Below are 16,334 nucleotides of genomic sequence, written 5' to 3'. Positions count from 1 at the left end.
GATTTATTACGATGAAAAAGTTTTTAAGTATCATTGGAGCAGCAGCATTATCACTTTCGTTAGTAGCGTGCGGTGGTGCTGAAGAGGAAGCACCTGAAACTGCAGGTGAAGAAGAAACAGGCGAAGAGCGTACATCAATCGTTGTAGGGGCATCAGCTGTTCCACATACAGAAGTGCTAGAGTTTGTTCAGCCTTTATTAGCTGAAGAAGGAATTGACCTTGAAATTATTACGTTCCAAGATTATATTCTGCCAAACCAAGCATTACGTGACGGAGAAATCGATGCTAACTACTTCCAAACGCCGGGATACCTAGCGATGCAAATCGAAGAGAATGATTATGATTTCGTTGATATTGGTGCGATCCATGCTGAACCAATTGGTGTTTATTCAAGAGATTATGCAAGCCTTGATGAGCTTCCGGAAGGTGCAGCGATTGTCATGAGTGATTCGATTAGTGATCACGGTCGTATTCTACCTATTTTTGAGCGTGCTGGTTTAATTGAACTTGATGTAGAAGAAGGACAATTAGCTACGATTGATGACATTTCATCTAACCCGAAAGGTCTTAAATTCGGTGAGCCACAAGTAGAAGCGAGAATGCTTGCTCCTTCGTTTGAAGCAGGTGAAGGGGACGCTGTTGTAATTAACACAAACTATGCACTTGAAGGCGGAGTTGATATCGAGCAATACGGAATTGAGTTTGAAGGTGAAGATGTTCTTCAGCCAAACTTAGTTGTTGTGCGTTCGGAAGACGAAGCTCGTCCTGAACTTTTAAAATTAGTTGAGATTCTTCAATCTGAAGAAGTCCAACAATTCATTATTGAAACTTATGATGGTGCGGTCATTCCAAAAACGAATTAATTGCGTGTAAAAGCCGTCGGAGCTTATGTTAGCTTCGTCGGCTTTTTTATGCGTGATTTTAAGAATGGTGTATAAAGCCTTTGATCAAGACGAATACTATCGTTGTTACAATTTGACAAAGGGGGCATTTAGTAAAATGGATCAACAACAAAACTCACCAATTGAACAAGCCTTACATGAATACAAACAAGGGTTAGGAAACTTCACACAAAAAATGCCGAGCATCGCGAAGAAATACAATGCATTTACAGAAGCTTGCTTTGAAGAAGGAAAGCTTACTCAAAAAGAAAAACAGATGATTGCCCTAGGGATTAGTGTGTATTCACAAGATGAGTATTGCATTATCTACCATACAAAAGGTTGCTTAGATCAAGGGTGTTCAGAAGATGAAATCCTAGAAACAGTTGGAGTAACAGCGGCATTTGGTGGGGGAGCAGCAATGAGCCAAGCTGTAACTCTCGTTCAAGAATGTATTAGTGAACTAGGTGGCAATGGTTCCCAAGTTCAATAAGGGAGTATGATAAAGGATTTGTATTAGTGAATTTTCTGACAATACATAATCAGCTCTCAGCATGAATTTTCCTGAATTATCTCGTTATTTCGACGTTGGTGATCCTTTAGGACCATGATAAGATAAGTGTAACTTAACGAGGAAGGGTTGATTCATTATCCGTTCATTAGAAAGTAACAAGAATGCAGTTACAGGTGAAATGGAAAAAGGAATGCAACAAGCACACGGCATTAGCTATTCAGAGTATGAACGTAGCTTAGATAAAAAAATCGAAATAGAAAAGCAACGTGAAAAAGATTACGAGGCTAGCAAAAGAATTGCAGCTCAATTTGGCTAGATCGTATCAGTTATGATAAAATCAAGCAGAGTAGTGCCTTAAGGTACTACTCTTTCTCATTGTTACATTTATTCGTTTTTTTTAAATAAAACGATACAAGGATAATGATGAATAGTTTATACTACAAAGATAGTAGAAATGTACGTCTCTTTCTTGAACTTATAATAGATTTGTTATAAGATTGTAATGAGAATAGATTGAGAATAAATAAAAAATAATTAAAGTAGCTTTGTCATAGATAAAGCAATACATTGGAGGTCATCGGAATGTCAGTACCACATCTTAAAATTGAAAACCTACACGTATCAGTAGAAGGAAAAGAGATCTTAAAAGATTTCAACCTTGAAATAAAAGGCGGAGAGTTTCATGCAATCATGGGGCCTAACGGTACAGGGAAATCTACGTTAGCTTCTGCTATTATGGGACACCCGAAATATGAAATTACGAGCGGATCAGTATCGATCGATGGTGAAGACGTACTTGAAATGGAAGTGGACGAGCGTGCTCAAGCAGGTCTTTTCCTAGCAATGCAATACCCAAGTGAAATTAGCGGTATTACGAATGCTGATTTCTTACGTTCAGCAATCAATGCAAAGCGTGAAGAAGGAGACGAGATCTCTTTAATGAAGTTCATCCGTCAGCTAGACAAAAAAATGGAGCTTCTTGATATGGACGAGTCTTTCTCTCACCGTTACTTAAACGAAGGTTTCTCTGGTGGAGAGAAGAAGCGTAACGAAATTTTACAACTATTAATGCTTGAGCCTAAATTTGCCATCCTTGATGAGATTGACTCAGGTCTTGATATTGACGCATTGAAAGTCGTTTCTAAAGGTGTAAATGAAATGCGCAGTGAAAACTTTGGCTGCTTAATCATTACTCACTACCAACGTCTACTTAACTACATCACTCCTGATAAAGTACACGTTATGATGCAAGGTCGCATTGTGAAATCTGGTGGCGCTGAGCTTGCAGCACGTCTTGAGGCTGAAGGTTACGACTGGATTAAAGCTGAGCTTGGTATTGAAGACGAGCGTGTAGAAGCGAACCAAGAAGCGTAAGAAAACCTCAGAGAAGATTAACATTGGACTCGTACGAACGCGAGTGAGTATAAAAGCAAAGGGTGGGTATGTATGTCAGTCGAGACAAAAGGATTGTTCGAAAAAGAACAAATTGAATCATTCTCTAATGGACGCAATGAACCTGATTGGGTACGCGACATTCGTTTAAAAGGCTTAGAGCTATCAGAAACAGCAGCACTTCCTAAGCCAGATAAAACAAAAATTGATAAGTGGAATTTTGTTCAGCCTCGTTTTAAGCTGAATGAAAAGCCAAAAGCTACTTCAGTGAGTGCGTTAGCGGAAGAGTTAAAGGCGTTAATTGGTGAAGAAACAGATGAGCAAAACTTACTTGTTCAACAAGATACATCAGCAGTTTACTCGAAGTTAAATGCAGAGCTTGCTGAAAAGGGTGTTATTTTCACAGATATCCAAACAGCACTTAACAAACATGCTGATCTTGTGAAGCCATATTTCTTCGGTGAAGCAGTAAAGCCTGAAGAAAACCGTTTAACGGCGTTACACGCTGCATTACTAAATGGCGGGGCATTCATTTACGTTCCGAAAAACGTGGAAGTAGAACTTCCATTGCAAGCCGTATTCTCACTTGAGACGCCAGAGGCTGTTTTAAGCAACCACGTCATCGTTGTGGCGGAAGAAAATAGTTCTGTTACGTATGTTGAAAACTATGTGTCTACAACAGAAGAAGCAGCTGTAGCGAACATCATTGCTGAAGTGTATGCAAAAGCGAATGCACGTGTTGCATTTGGTGCGGTTGATAACCTAGGTAGCAATGTGACAACCTATGTTGTACGTCGTGCTCACGTTGAGAAAGATGCACGTGTTGACTGGGCTCTTGGTCAAATGAACGACGGTAATACCGTTTCTGAAAATACAACACACCTTGTTGGTGATGGTTCTTGGGCAGATACCAAAACGGTTTCAATCGGCCGTGGCGAACAAAAGCAAAACTTCACGACACAAATTTTCCATCACGGAAAACATTCTGAAGGACATATCCTAAAGCATGGGGTAATGCGTGAAGCAGCTACAGCAATCTTTAACGGGATTACGAAAATTGAACATGGTGCAACAAAGTCAAACGGTGTTCAAACAGAGCGTGTATTAATGTTAAGTGAAAAAGCGCGTGGCGATGCGAACCCAATTCTTCTAATTGATGAGGACGATGTAACGGCAGGACACGCAGCATCTGTAGGTCAAGTAGATCCATTGCAAATGTTCTACTTAATGAGTCGCGGGATTTCTCGTACGGAAGCAGAACGTTTGGTTATTCATGGCTTCTTAGCTCCTGTCGTTGAGCAGCTTCCAATTGAATCTGTTAAGGAGCGTATGCGTGAGGCAATTGAAAGGAAAGTACGCTAATGAATGCGAAGGAGATTAAGCAACTATTTCCGATTCTGAACCAAGAAGTTAACGGAAATCCGCTCGTCTACTTAGATAGCGCGGCTACCTCTCAAAAGCCTTTAAAAGTAATTGAAGCAATCGATGATTACTATCGCCGCTACAATTCTAACGTTCATCGCGGTGTTCATACACTTGGTACACTTGCGACAGATGGTTATGAAGGGGCGCGTGAGAAAGTTCGCAACTTCATTAACGCAAGCTCGATTGAAGAGATCGTCTTCACACGAGGAACAACAACTGCTCTTAACTTAGTTGCAGCTAGTTATGGTCGTGACAACCTTAAAGAGGGCGATGAAATTGTGATCTCGCTAATGGAGCATCACAGTAACATCATTCCTTGGCAACAGGTTGCTAAACAAACGGGTGCAACATTAAAATATTTCCCGCTTCAGCCAGATGGAACAATTGATTTAGCCGATGCGGAGAAAACAATTACTAGCAAGACAAAAATCGTTTCTGTTATGCATGTGTCAAACGTGCTAGGAACGATTAATCCAGTGAAGGAAATTGCTGAAATTGCTCATCGTAATGGAGCAATTATGGTTGTAGATGGAGCGCAAAGTACACCGCATATGAAGATTGACGTAAAAGATCTTGATTGTGACTTCTTTGCTTTCTCGGCACATAAGATGGCAGGACCTACTGGTATTGGAGCTCTTTACGGTAAGAAATCTTTGCTTGAAAAGATGGAGCCAATTGAATTCGGTGGAGAAATGATTGATTTTGTAGGACTACAAGAATCAACATGGAAGGAGCTTCCTTGGAAATTTGAAGGAGGTACTCCTATTATTGCAGGTGCTATTGGACTAGGAGCAGCCATAGACTTTTTAGAAGAGGTCGGTTTAGATGAGATTGCAAAACATGAGCATGAACTTGCAACTTATGCCATTGAGCGCTTGTCTGAGATCGATGGACTAACGATTTTTGGTCCGAAACACCGTGCAGGCGTAGTAACATTTAATATGGATGAAGTTCATCCACATGACGTTGCAACGGTTCTAGATGCGGAGGGGATTGCTGTTCGTGCTGGCCATCATTGTGCACAGCCACTAATGAAATGGCTTGAAGTAACAGCAACAGCACGCGCAAGCTTCTATTTGTATAATACAAAAGAAGATGTCGATGCCCTTTACAAAGGACTAGTAAAAACAAAGGAGTACTTTGGAGATGTCTTCTAATCTTGATACCCTTTATAGACAGGTCATTATGGATCACTATAAGAACCCTCGTAATCGCGGAGAGTTTGAAGGTGAAACTGTTACGGTCAATATGAATAACCCTACATGCGGCGATCGCATTCAACTTCAACTTCAAGTAGAGGATGGAAAAGTGAAAGACGCGAAATTTGTTGGGGAAGGATGCTCAATTAGCTTAGCTTCAGCTTCAATGATGACACAAGCAATTAAAGGCTTGCAGTTAGATGAAGCGATTGAGATGTCACAGATTTTCTCTGATATGATGCTTGGAAAAGACTACGATGAAGACCGCTTTGACTTAGGTGATATTGAAGCACTTCAAGGCGTTGCTAAATTCCCAGCACGTATCAAGTGTGCTACTCTTGCTTGGAAGGCGATGGAAAAGGGCATCAACGATCAGAAATAAGAACTTTTGGTAAGAAAGTTTCTGTGTACACATTAAAGAGGAGGGTTTCAAATGGCAAAAAAAATGCCTGAAATCGGAGAATATAAATACGGGTTCTCGGACAAAGATGTATCGATTTTCCGTTCGAAGCGTGGATTAACGAAAGAAATCGTTGAAGAAATTTCACGCATGAAAGAAGAACCACAATGGATGTTAGACTTCCGTTTAAAATCTTTAGAGCAATTTTACAAAATGCCAATGCCGCAATGGGGCGGAGATTTAGCTGAATTAAACTTTGATGATATTACGTACTACGTAAAGCCTTCAGAGAAATCAGAGAAATCATGGGATGAAGTACCAGAAGAAATCAAAAACACATTTGATAAGCTTGGAATCCCTGAGGCAGAGCAAAAGTATCTTGCTGGGGTATCTGCTCAGTATGAATCTGAAGTTGTTTACCACAACATGAAGGAAGAGCTAACAGAGCTTGGAATTCTATTCACAGATACAGATACTGCTCTAAAAGAGCACGAAGAAATTTTCAAGGAGCACTTTGGTACGATTATTCCGCCAACTGATAACAAGTTTGCAGCCCTTAACTCAGCGGTTTGGTCTGGAGGATCTTTCATCTATGTACCAAAAGGAATTAAGACAGATACGCCTTTACAAGCATACTTCCGTATTAACTCTGAGAACATGGGTCAGTTTGAGCGTACGTTAATCATTGCTGACGAAGACAGCTCTGTACACTATGTAGAAGGTTGTACAGCTCCTGTTTATTCAACAAACTCACTTCATAGTGCAGTTGTTGAAATCATTGTTAAGAAGGATGCATACTGCCGTTACACAACAATCCAAAACTGGGCTCCTAACATCTTCAACCTTGTTACAAAACGTGCGGTTGCTGATGCTGGTGCAACAATGGAGTGGGTTGACGGTAACATCGGTTCAAAATTAACGATGAAATACCCAGCTGTTGTTATGCGTGGTGAAGGTGCAAAAGGTACGATTCTCTCGATTGCGATTGCAGGGAAAGGCCAGCACCAAGATGCTGGTGCAAAAGTTCATCATCTTGCACCAAACTGTTCATCAACAATTGTATCGAAATCAATCTCTAAACATGGCGGGAAAGTAACATACCGTGGAATCTGCCACTTTGGCCGTAAGTCAGCTGGTTCTAAGTCGAAGATCGAGTGTGATACTTTAATCATGGATAACGAGTCAACTTCTGATACAATTCCATATAACGAAATTTTAAATAACAACATTACGCTTGAGCACGAAGCAACGGTTTCAAAAGTATCTGAAGATCAACTCTTCTATCTAATGAGCCGTGGTATTTCTGAGCAAGAAGCAACAGAAATGATCGTAATGGGCTTCATCGAGCCATTTACAAAAGAACTTCCAATGGAATATGCGGTTGAAATGAACCGTCTAATCAAGTTCGAGATGGAAGGGTCTATCGGTTAATTTGTAAGCAGCGAATCCCTCGTGGGGTTCGCTGTTTTTTTCATAATTATTTGCTGAATTTATTCGTGGAAAGAATCTTACAATGTTTAACTAGGAAAGAAAACACTTAACACGTGAGTCTCCTCTCATTTTCAGCTATAATACGAGTATGTTGAAAAGGGGTGAAGGCAAATGATCTACATTGGGTTAGCTGGGTGGGGCGACCATGATGACTTATATAATGGCTGGACCAAACAGTCAAAATTAGAAGCCTATGCAGGCCATTTTCCGATTGTAGAATTAGATGCTTCTTTTTATGCTGTACAACCACTTCGTAATATGAAAAAATGGGTTTTGGAAACGCCAGACACTTTCCAGTTTGTTGTAAAAGCTTATCAAGGCATGACTGGACATCAAAAAGGCTTTGCTCCTTTTGAAACGAAAGAGGAAATGTTTGAGGCTTTTAAGTTATCCCTTGAACCGTTAATAAAAGCAAATAAATTAGGGATGGTCCTTTGTCAATTCCCTCCTTGGTTTGAATGTAAAAAGGAATATGTACAATGGGTACGTTATGTAAAAGAACAGTTAAAAGACTTGCCTGTTGCCTTGGAATTCCGACATCAAACTTGGTTTCAAGGAGAGATGAGAGATCGAACAGTACAGTTTATGAAAGATGAGGGCTGGATTCATAGCATTTGTGATGAACCCCAAGCGGGAATGCGTTCCATTCCAACTGTGTTGGAGGCAACGAATAAGAAGAAAACGTTAATTCGTTTTCATGGTCGCAATGTTCACGGATGGAATGACCCAGGCAATGGAACATGGCGAGATGTTCGTTATTTATATAAGTACAAAGAGAATGAGTTGAAAGAGTGGATCGAAAAGCTTGAACAGTTGCAAGCGCAAACAGAGGATCTTTACCTTATTTTTAATAATAATTCGGGCGGAGATGCTTGTGCAAATGCAAAGCAATTAATTGAGTTATTGGAAATTGATTATCAAGGACTAGCACCTAGACAACTTGACCTGTTTTCTTGATAATAGAACATATGACTCGAATAGGAAGAGAGCAGGTGTGTGAACTTGATTTGGGTCCTGTTAGTGTTGGTTGGACTAGTTGGCAGTACGTTAGGGAGTCTGATGGGGCTTGGCGGTGGTATTGTCGTTGTACCAGCGTTACTGTTACTTGGAAGTTTTTCTTTATTAGAAATAACTCCGCAATTAGCAGTTGGAATTTCTCTAATTGTTATGATTGTCACTGGTTTGTCTGCAACACTTGCATACATAAAACAGAAGAAAATTGATTTTAAAAGTGCCTGGCTCTTTTTTTGTGCTAGTGGACCTGGTGCAATTGTAGGTGCTTGGATAAATAAAGGTTTTGATACAGAGTCCTTTCAATTATACCTTGGAGTTTTTATTATTTTTATATCGTTGATCCTTTTTATTAGACATCGACTGAAGCCGAGGCCTTATCGAAAGAAACGCATTGAACGAACGGTGATGAATGAAGACGGCACTTTTCATACATATGGATATAACGTTGTACCGGTGTTAATTCTTTCTTTTCTTGTAGGAATGCTTTCTGGCTTGTTTGGAATTGGCGGTGGTTCCTTAATGGTCCCTGCGATGATTATTCTTTTTCATTTCCCGCCGCATCGGGCTGTCGCGACATCGATGTTTATGATCTTACTTTCAGCGATCGTCGGTTCGATTTCTCATATTTCAATGGGGAATGTAAATTGGTTTTATGTTTTAGCACTTTTACCTGGTGCGTGGATTGGCGGAATTTTAGGAGCAGAAATAAATCGGAGACTTTCAAGTGAGAAGTTAGTCTTTGTTCTGCGCTTTGTATTATTAATTATCGCGTTCAGGCTGATCTATGAAGGACTTTCTTAAAGGAGGCATTTACTTGTCGGTAAAACAACTAACAATCTTTCATACAAATGATATTCATAGCTGTTTTGATAATTGGTCACAAATCGTTTCATACATAAAGCGACATCGCGATGAAGATACTTTGTATGTAGATTTAGGAGACCATACAGATCGAAGCAATCCTTTAACGGAAGCTACTTATGGAAAAGGGAATATTGAATTATTGAATGAGGCTAAAGTAGATTACGTTACCGTTGGAAATAATGAAGGAATTACATTTTCAAAAGAGCAATTAGGCTGTTTATATGAAGAAGCAACATTTCCTGTTGTTGTTGCGAATGTTTTTGACCAAAATGATGGGAGACCAGATTGGATGCATCCTTATATCATTCATACGCAAAAGGATGGATTGAAGATAGGAATTATTGGGTTAACGGCGCCGTTCTATCGCTTTTATGAACAATTAGGCTGGAAAATCCAATCCCCACAAGACCTTCTTGCTCACTTTCTCCCAATTGTGAAAAAGGAGGCCGACATCGTTGTGTTCATGTCTCATCTAGGTTTACAAAAGGATGAGGAAATTGCAGAACAGTTTCCAGAAATTGATGTCATTTTAGGAGCGCATACGCATCACGTACTCCCTACTGGAAAATGGTGTGGGACGACATTGATTGCCCAAACAGGCAAACACGGTCTCTTTTTAGGACAGGTTACAATAGACTATGATGTAGAGACAAAACAAGTCTTGGAGAAAAGAGCGGCGTTAGTTGATGTAAAGGACAAAGAAGAAGACGTTCAAACGAATAACATTTTAGATCGGATGGCCAGCAAGGCTAAAGAGGTCTTAAGTGAACCGGTTGCAGTCATTTCAAAGCCACTTGTCATTGAATGGCAAAAGCAAACCGATTTCGGACAAATTCTATGTGATGCTGTTACGGAATGGTGTGGTCAAAAGATCGGTATGTTAAATGCCGGTGTCATTCTCGATTCGCTTGAGACTGGAGAAGTAACAAAAGCAGATATTCATCGAATCTGTCCACACCCTATTAACCCTTGTGTGTTAGAAGTTACTGGAGAGCAATTAGAAGCATCAATCAAAAAAGCACTGACAGAGGACATGACACATTTAGAGCTAAAAGGTTTTGGCTTTCGCGGAAAAGTATTAGGGAAAATGCTCTTTACTGGAATCACAATTGAAGAGAATGACGATTCTCTTAGCATTTTTATCTTGAACGAACCGCTCAAAAAAGACAAGCTATACTCACTAGCAACGCTTGATATGTATACATTTGGTTATCTGTTCCCAGAGCTAACGGCTGCGCATAAAAAGAAATACTTTATGCCAGAATTTCTTCGGGATGTCTTAGCAAAGAAACTCTCCGACCAATTGTCTTAGGGTTGTTCAAAAAGGGAAACCCGCCCTTTTTGGGGATAAGAGGCAATGGCTTCGCACGTGGCACGCTTTTTTGAGGAACCCGCTCAAAAAAAGCTAAAGAGCCAGCCCCGGCTTCGCTCATTGCAAAAAGGTTGTTCAAAAAGGGAAACCCGCCCTTTTTGAACAACCTTTTTCACGTCTTTTGGGTTCCTTTCATATCGTAACTAATGAGATTGGAATGTTTAAGAGGGAGGGTATTTCGAATGCTTGAGATGAATCCGATACAAATCGAAGGTGAGACGTTTATTGCGGTTACATTAAAGCTACCGAAGACAAATTTTATGGCTGTTATGAATGATACTGGATACATTATGTGTGGTGCTCTTGATGTGGCGCTTTTAAATGAGAAGTTAAAGGATCGTAAAATTGTGGCAGGGAGAGCAGTTGGAGTTCGAACGATTGATCAATTATTAGATGCTCCATTAGAATCTGTAACGCTAGAAGCAGAAGCACTAGGAATCCATCCAGGAATGAAGGGCACCGATGCTCTTTTGAAGATGAAATACTAATGATAATGAAGTAGTCGAGCGAATCGGCTACTTTCTTTTTGTGCGACCTTCTTCGACATAATTCAGTTATTTTATAGGGGATTCAGCAAAATTGGAAGAGATTTACTTGCAGAATGATCGTGATGTTGTAAACTGAAATAAAATAAACAGAAAATCGTTTTTATCGCAAAAGTAGATATACAAAGGGAAGGCCAATGGAGGCTACTTTTTTTGAAGTAGAACGGTTGCCGCCTTCAATCGAAAGGAGCAAACTATGAGATTGGTTTCCACTCGTTCCGTTGAAGTAGGCGCAAAGCTAGGCAAAGCGATTTATAATGATAGTGGACAAGTTTTGCTCAATACAGGTGCCATGCTTACAGAGCGTGTTCTCAATCGATTAATCGGGCTTGGATACACATTTATTTATATTCAAGATGAACAGACAAAAGGGGTTGAGTTCAACTCTGTCGTAAAGGAAGAAACAAAGAGACTGGCGATTCATACGATAAAAACTAAATTTCAAACCATTGCTGATGGTATTCAACTAAGAAAATCTCTTAATTGTGATCGCCTGAATAAGGATTTCTCGAAAGTTGTGGAAGTGATATTAGATGATATAAAAAACAATAAAAACGCGGTTGAAATTTTGTCGGATGTTTTTATTTATGATAGTTATATTTTTACGCATTCATTAAATGTTACGGTATATACATTAAGGCTAGCGATAGAATTAGGTTTTTCGGACAAGCAATTGATGGAAATTGGGTTAGGAGCATTGCTTCATGACGTTGGGAAAATGGCTATTCCTGTTGAGATCTTAAATAAGCCTGATCGTTTAACGGATGAAGAATATCAAATGATCAAATCGCATGCGAGAGCTGGTTATGATTTACTAAGAAATGTACCTAATGTATCGTTGGTAACCGCTCATTGTGCTCTTCAACATCATGAACGTCCTGATGGAACAGGGTATCCGCAAGGATTAAAGGGAAACGAAATTCATTTGTATGCAAAGATCATTGCCGTTGCAGATGTATTTGATGCGGTAACTTCCAATCGTATCTACCGAAAACCGATGCTGCCTCATGAAGGGTTAGAATTGCTGTATTCCGGAGTCGGTCATCAGTTTGAGCACTCACTTGTGGAAGCCTTTCGAAATACCATTGCTGTTTATCCTGTAGGATTAAGGGTGAAACTTAGTGATGGTCGAAAAGGATTTGTTATGAAGCAGAATAAGCAACTAAGTACTCATCCAATTGTTCACGTGACAGAAGAACATAACCTTGTACTAGCAATAGGGTATGATATCGATTTAACGAAGCATCTGAACGTGACGATCATCGAAACGGAAACCACTTTAGCAGCCAGTAACCCCGCCTAATTGTTTTTCTATTAGTCTGCTACTAGTAAGTTAGTAGATTTTGTCAAAATACATCAAATAGTATCTATTTTTTGGATGTTCTGTCATATACTAGATTTTATAGTATGAAATATGACTAATAAGTTGTAAAATTAAGTTGTTGACTATAGAATAAGTAATGGTCACATTGGTGTTACGCAAGTCTCATATGAGGCTGCTAACATATAAAAATTAGATATAAGGGGGAATTTCACATGAAAAAGTTAAGTTTCTTAATGATGCTAGCACTTATGTTAGTACTAGCTGCATGTGGTGGTGCAGAAGATCCTGCAGATCCAGCTGATGATGGTGCCGATACTGGTGAAGAAGCTGAAGGCGGCGAGACTACTCGCGAATTCACTGATATTGCGATTATGACAGGTGGAGAACAAGGTACATACTTCCCGTTAGGTGCTGCGCTTGCAAACAACATTATTAACGCGCATGTTGAAAATGTTGATGCTGCTTCATTCGCTTCAGGTGCTTCAGTTGTAAACATTAATGGCCTTGTTGATGGCGATGCTGATATCGCATTAGTTCAAAATGATGTAGCGTATTATGCATCAGAAGGTCTTCATATGTTTGAAGAAGACGGTGCGTTAGAAGGATTCCAAGGGATTGCCACTCTTTACCCAGAGGTTGTTCAAATTATCACGGCTGCTGATAGTGGAATCGCTACTGTGGAAGATCTAGTTGGCAAACGTGTAGCGGTTGGTGACTTAGGATCGGGTGCGGAAATCAATGCTCGTCAAATTCTTGAAATTCATGATATTACGTATGACGATATCAATGAAGAGTACATGGGCTTTGGTGACGCAGCTAACGGAATCCAAGATGGCAACATCGATGCTGCTTTCATCACAGCTGGATTACCAACTGGTGCAGTAGAAGCTCTTAAAGCATCAAAAGATATTAACGTTGTTGAAATTAGTTCAGACAAAGTGGCTGAATTAGCAGATGCTTACCCATACTATACGGAGTTTACAATTCCTGGTGACACATACGGAACAGAAGATACAACAACAGCTGCTGTATTAGCGATGTTAGCTGTATCAACTGACATGGATGAAGATCTAGTGTATGACATTACGAAAGCAATGTTTGAAAACACAGAGGCATTTAGTAATGCTCACCAACAAGGTACAAATATCACGTTAGATACAGCATTAGATGGGATGTCTATTGAAGTACATCCAGGTGCACAACGTTTCTTCGATGAGCAATAAAAAAAAGGTCAGCAAAAAGGCATTGCTTTTAAGCACTGCCTTTTTCTTCCTTCTAATAACCATCGTTGTTTTATCAAATTTCTTGAACGAAGACGAATACTTTTTACAAATTTACCTACCTTATAAGAGTTCAGTCTATTTTGAGACACCGATCGAACCCAATCAAATTTTCTATCATGAGTACATCCATTCTGTAGAACGATCGCCAGTTAGAGAATACTTTAAAATTGATCAACATTACAATATGATCGCAACTGAAAGCTGGACAAAATCATTTGGGGCAGGTTTGCCTTATGAACAAAAAGATGAACTAGAAATGAAAGATGGCTTTATCGTTATAAAGCAGGAACGTTTAATTGAATATCTAAACATGTTGCCGTCTGATTTATTTCCACATGTTTTTAATATTGACGGTCAAACAGTTGATTTATCTGCTGAATTAAACGGGGAACGAATTCGGATTCAAGTGATCAAGAAATAATCATTGAGAGGAGTTGAATGTATGACTAAGAAAGAAGAGATTAGTTATCAAGCTGATCCCGATTTGGAAGAGAAAGTGAATGAGCTTGCTGGAAGTGATCGGAAGGTCCGTGGCTGGATGGCATTACTAATTTTAGTAGGAGCCATTGTTATGTCCCTTTATCACTTATATACAGCAGGTTTTGGCCTTATGCCAGGGGTAGGTACAAGAACTCATATGATCATCCATTTAACATTTGGACTTGCGCTTGTGTTCTTAATTTTCCCTATCAAAAGAGGGCTTGGGCAAACAAAAATTGTGTGGTATGACTTTCTTATTGCTCTTATTGCGATCTTTGTCGGTTATTATTTATATGCCAATCAAACGTCGAATTCAATCTTAACGGGGAGAATGTCAACGACAGATTTAATCATTGGGATTACATTAATCGTACTTGTCCTTGAAGCAACTAGGCGTGTAGTTGGGAAGCCGTTAGTGATTATTGGCTCCATCTTTATTGCCTACTTCTTTTTAGGACATTACTTAAATCCGCCTTTTAGACATACTAGGGCAAATTTTGAAAACTTTATTTATGAAATGACTTACACCGGTTCAGGGATATTTGGTACGCCATTATCAGTATCGGCAACATATGTTTTTATCTTTATTTTATTCGGTGCGATCCTAGAAGCAACCGGTGCTGGAAAAATGTTTATCGATTTGGCTTTACGTGCATTCGGTAAGTATAAAGGGGGACCGGCTAAAGCCGCGGTTGTTTCATCGGGGATGTTAGGTTCAATTTCAGGTAGTTCTGTTGCCAATGCGGTTACGACAGGTACGTTTACAATTCCGCTCATGAAGAAGGTTGGTTTTAAACCACAAGTAGCCGGTGGAATTGAAGTAGCCTCTTCCTCAAGTGGGCAACTATTACCGCCAATTATGGGTGCCGCAGCCTTTTTAATGATTGAGTATACCCCTTATTCTTATGCTGAAATCATTCGTTCAGCGGCGATTCCAGCGATTTTAAGTTACATCGCTATTTTATTCATGGTTCATATTGAAGCTTCAAAGCACAATATAAAAGGTTTGCCGAAAGAAATGCTCGTTTCGGCTCGGAAAACATTGATTCAGCATGGTTATTTAATTTTACCGGTTATCATTCTCGTTTATTTCTTAGTAAGAGGGAATACCGTTCCGAATGCAGCCTTTTTCTCTATTGTGATTTTACTAACTCTTGCTGTCTTTACTCACCGTATGCGTGAAAAAATGGGTGTGGGCCTATTAATTGCAGCGATCGTCGGTGGATTTGCCTATGCAATGCACTTTGTCTTAGACTGGAGAATTGAAATTGGCGTCATGGTGGCAATTGGAATATTTGTTGCACTTTTTGTTGTTCTTTTACAAAAGCAATTCAAAATTGATGCCGCTCCAGTTCGTTTTGGAGTGAGAGAGTTATTTGCTGGTTTTGAAATGGCAGCGCGTAATTCGTTAACTGTTGTTGTAGCTTGTGCTACGGCGGGAATTTTAATTGGGGTTATTAACTTGACTGGTTTAACAGCGAAGCTCCCTGTTATTATCGTGAACTGGGCCGGTGACAACCTTTACTTAGCCCTTGCATTCACGCTGATTGCTTGTTTAATTTTAGGTCTCGGTTTACCGACTACGGCGACGTATGTCATTTTAGCAGCGATGGTAGCTCCGGCTCTTGTTCAAATGGGTGTACCAATTATGGCTGCTCACTTATTCGTTCTATACTATGGAATTCTAGCTGATGATACACCGCCAATTAACTTGCCTGCTTATGCGGTCTCGGGGATTGCCAACTCGGAGCCGATACGAACCGGGATACAAGGCTTTAAGTTTGATTCAGGGGCATTGCTGCTTCCATTCGTTTTTGCAACGAATACCGTCATTCTATTATTGCCTGAAAATGCAGGACTCTATAGCTGGCCGGTTATTGCTCAAAATATCTTTACAGCATTACTTGGAATTATTGCCTTCGTAGTCTTTATTCAAAACTTTTTCCTTGTGAAGTTAAAGTTCTACGAGCGCATACTTGCTCTAGCTACAGCGCTAGTTTTCATTCATGGTTCATGGATGACAGATGTCGCGGGAATCGTATTGCTTGTTCTATTAGTAGCTATTCAATTGATCCGTAAACGAAAAGACGGTGGACAGACACAGCCTGCTGTGAACTAACGAGAGGGGATCCTTAGGTCAAAGCCACTGA

General features: G+C 39.9%; 16 protein-coding genes. All 16 read left to right on the top strand.

Annotation, left to right across the window (positions count from 1 at the left end; translation table 11 throughout):
• Positions 1-11: 11 nt before the first annotated feature.
• The 16 genes from BkAM31D_RS18525 to BkAM31D_RS18455 all read left to right on the top strand — a co-directional run bounded on the left by BkAM31D_RS18525 (position 12) and on the right by BkAM31D_RS18455 (position 16,303).
• Positions 12-863 (top strand): MetQ/NlpA family ABC transporter substrate-binding protein, encoded by an 852-nt coding sequence (locus BkAM31D_RS18525; protein ID WP_066156604.1) that lies wholly within the window; start codon positions 12-14, stop codon positions 861-863.
• 136 nt (positions 864-999) lie between these two features.
• On the top strand, positions 1,000-1,374 hold the full coding sequence (locus BkAM31D_RS18520; protein WP_066156602.1) for a carboxymuconolactone decarboxylase family protein: 375 nt from the start codon (positions 1,000-1,002) through the stop codon (positions 1,372-1,374).
• A 199-nt stretch (positions 1,375-1,573) separates the two neighbouring features.
• Positions 1,574-1,711 (top strand): YuzK family famiily protein, encoded by a 138-nt coding sequence (locus BkAM31D_RS24000; protein ID WP_169801129.1) that lies wholly within the window; start codon positions 1,574-1,576, stop codon positions 1,709-1,711.
• Positions 1,712-1,977: 266 nt separating this feature from the next.
• On the top strand, positions 1,978-2,769 hold the full coding sequence (gene sufC, locus BkAM31D_RS18515; RefSeq protein ID WP_066156598.1) for a Fe-S cluster assembly ATPase SufC: 792 nt from the start codon (positions 1,978-1,980) through the stop codon (positions 2,767-2,769).
• Between the two features lie 72 nt (positions 2,770-2,841).
• Positions 2,842-4,149, top strand: a complete 1,308-nt coding sequence (sufD, locus tag BkAM31D_RS18510; protein ID WP_066156595.1) for a Fe-S cluster assembly protein SufD — start codon at positions 2,842-2,844, stop codon at positions 4,147-4,149.
• Positions 4,149-5,369 carry a cysteine desulfurase gene (locus BkAM31D_RS18505; protein WP_066156593.1) on the top strand — a complete coding sequence of 407 codons (1,221 nt, stop codon included), beginning with the start codon at positions 4,149-4,151 and terminating at the stop codon, positions 5,367-5,369. The genes sufD and BkAM31D_RS18505 overlap by 1 nt, the downstream gene beginning before the upstream one ends.
• A complete protein-coding gene (sufU, locus tag BkAM31D_RS18500; RefSeq protein ID WP_066156590.1) occupies positions 5,359-5,793 on the top strand; it encodes a Fe-S cluster assembly sulfur transfer protein SufU in 435 nt (144 codons plus the stop codon). Before BkAM31D_RS18505 ends, sufU begins: the two co-directional genes overlap by 11 nt.
• 51 nt (positions 5,794-5,844) lie before the next feature.
• Positions 5,845-7,242: a Fe-S cluster assembly protein SufB gene (sufB, locus tag BkAM31D_RS18495; RefSeq protein ID WP_066156587.1), complete on the top strand. Its 1,398-nt coding sequence runs from the start codon at positions 5,845-5,847 to the stop codon at positions 7,240-7,242.
• A 171-nt stretch (positions 7,243-7,413) separates the two neighbouring features.
• Positions 7,414-8,259 carry a DUF72 domain-containing protein gene (locus BkAM31D_RS18490; RefSeq protein WP_066156585.1) on the top strand — a complete coding sequence of 282 codons (846 nt, stop codon included), beginning with the start codon at positions 7,414-7,416 and terminating at the stop codon, positions 8,257-8,259.
• A 39-nt stretch (positions 8,260-8,298) separates the two neighbouring features.
• On the top strand, positions 8,299-9,117 hold the full coding sequence (locus BkAM31D_RS18485; RefSeq protein ID WP_306807412.1) for a sulfite exporter TauE/SafE family protein: 819 nt from the start codon (positions 8,299-8,301) through the stop codon (positions 9,115-9,117).
• Positions 9,118-9,130: 13 nt separating this feature from the next.
• Complete coding sequence (locus BkAM31D_RS18480; RefSeq protein ID WP_066156579.1) at positions 9,131-10,492, top strand: bifunctional metallophosphatase/5'-nucleotidase; 1,362 nt, start codon at positions 9,131-9,133, stop codon at positions 10,490-10,492.
• A 242-nt stretch (positions 10,493-10,734) separates the two neighbouring features.
• A complete protein-coding gene (locus tag BkAM31D_RS18475) occupies positions 10,735-11,040 on the top strand; it encodes a YunC family protein (protein WP_066156576.1) in 306 nt (101 codons plus the stop codon).
• Between the two features lie 253 nt (positions 11,041-11,293).
• Positions 11,294-12,400 (top strand): HD-GYP domain-containing protein, encoded by a 1,107-nt coding sequence (locus BkAM31D_RS18470; RefSeq protein WP_066156573.1) that lies wholly within the window; start codon positions 11,294-11,296, stop codon positions 12,398-12,400.
• A 233-nt stretch (positions 12,401-12,633) separates the two neighbouring features.
• Positions 12,634-13,644: a TAXI family TRAP transporter solute-binding subunit gene (locus tag BkAM31D_RS18465; protein ID WP_066156572.1), complete on the top strand. Its 1,011-nt coding sequence runs from the start codon at positions 12,634-12,636 to the stop codon at positions 13,642-13,644.
• Entirely contained in the window at positions 13,634-14,125 is a 492-nt protein-coding gene (locus tag BkAM31D_RS18460) for a DUF1850 domain-containing protein (protein ID WP_066156569.1), read from the top strand. Before BkAM31D_RS18465 ends, BkAM31D_RS18460 begins: the two co-directional genes overlap by 11 nt.
• A gap of 21 nt (positions 14,126-14,146) precedes the next feature.
• Entirely contained in the window at positions 14,147-16,303 is a 2,157-nt protein-coding gene (locus tag BkAM31D_RS18455; protein ID WP_066156568.1) for a TRAP transporter permease, read from the top strand.
• Positions 16,304-16,334 lie beyond the last annotated feature (31 nt).

Origin of the sequence: Halalkalibacter krulwichiae, from assembly GCF_002109385.1 — a bacterium.
Taxonomy (GTDB): domain Bacteria; phylum Bacillota; class Bacilli; order Bacillales; family Bacillaceae_D; genus Halalkalibacter; species Halalkalibacter krulwichiae.
The sequence above is the reverse complement of the archived record's forward strand: the minus strand, read 5'-3'. Positions and strand labels throughout refer to the sequence as shown.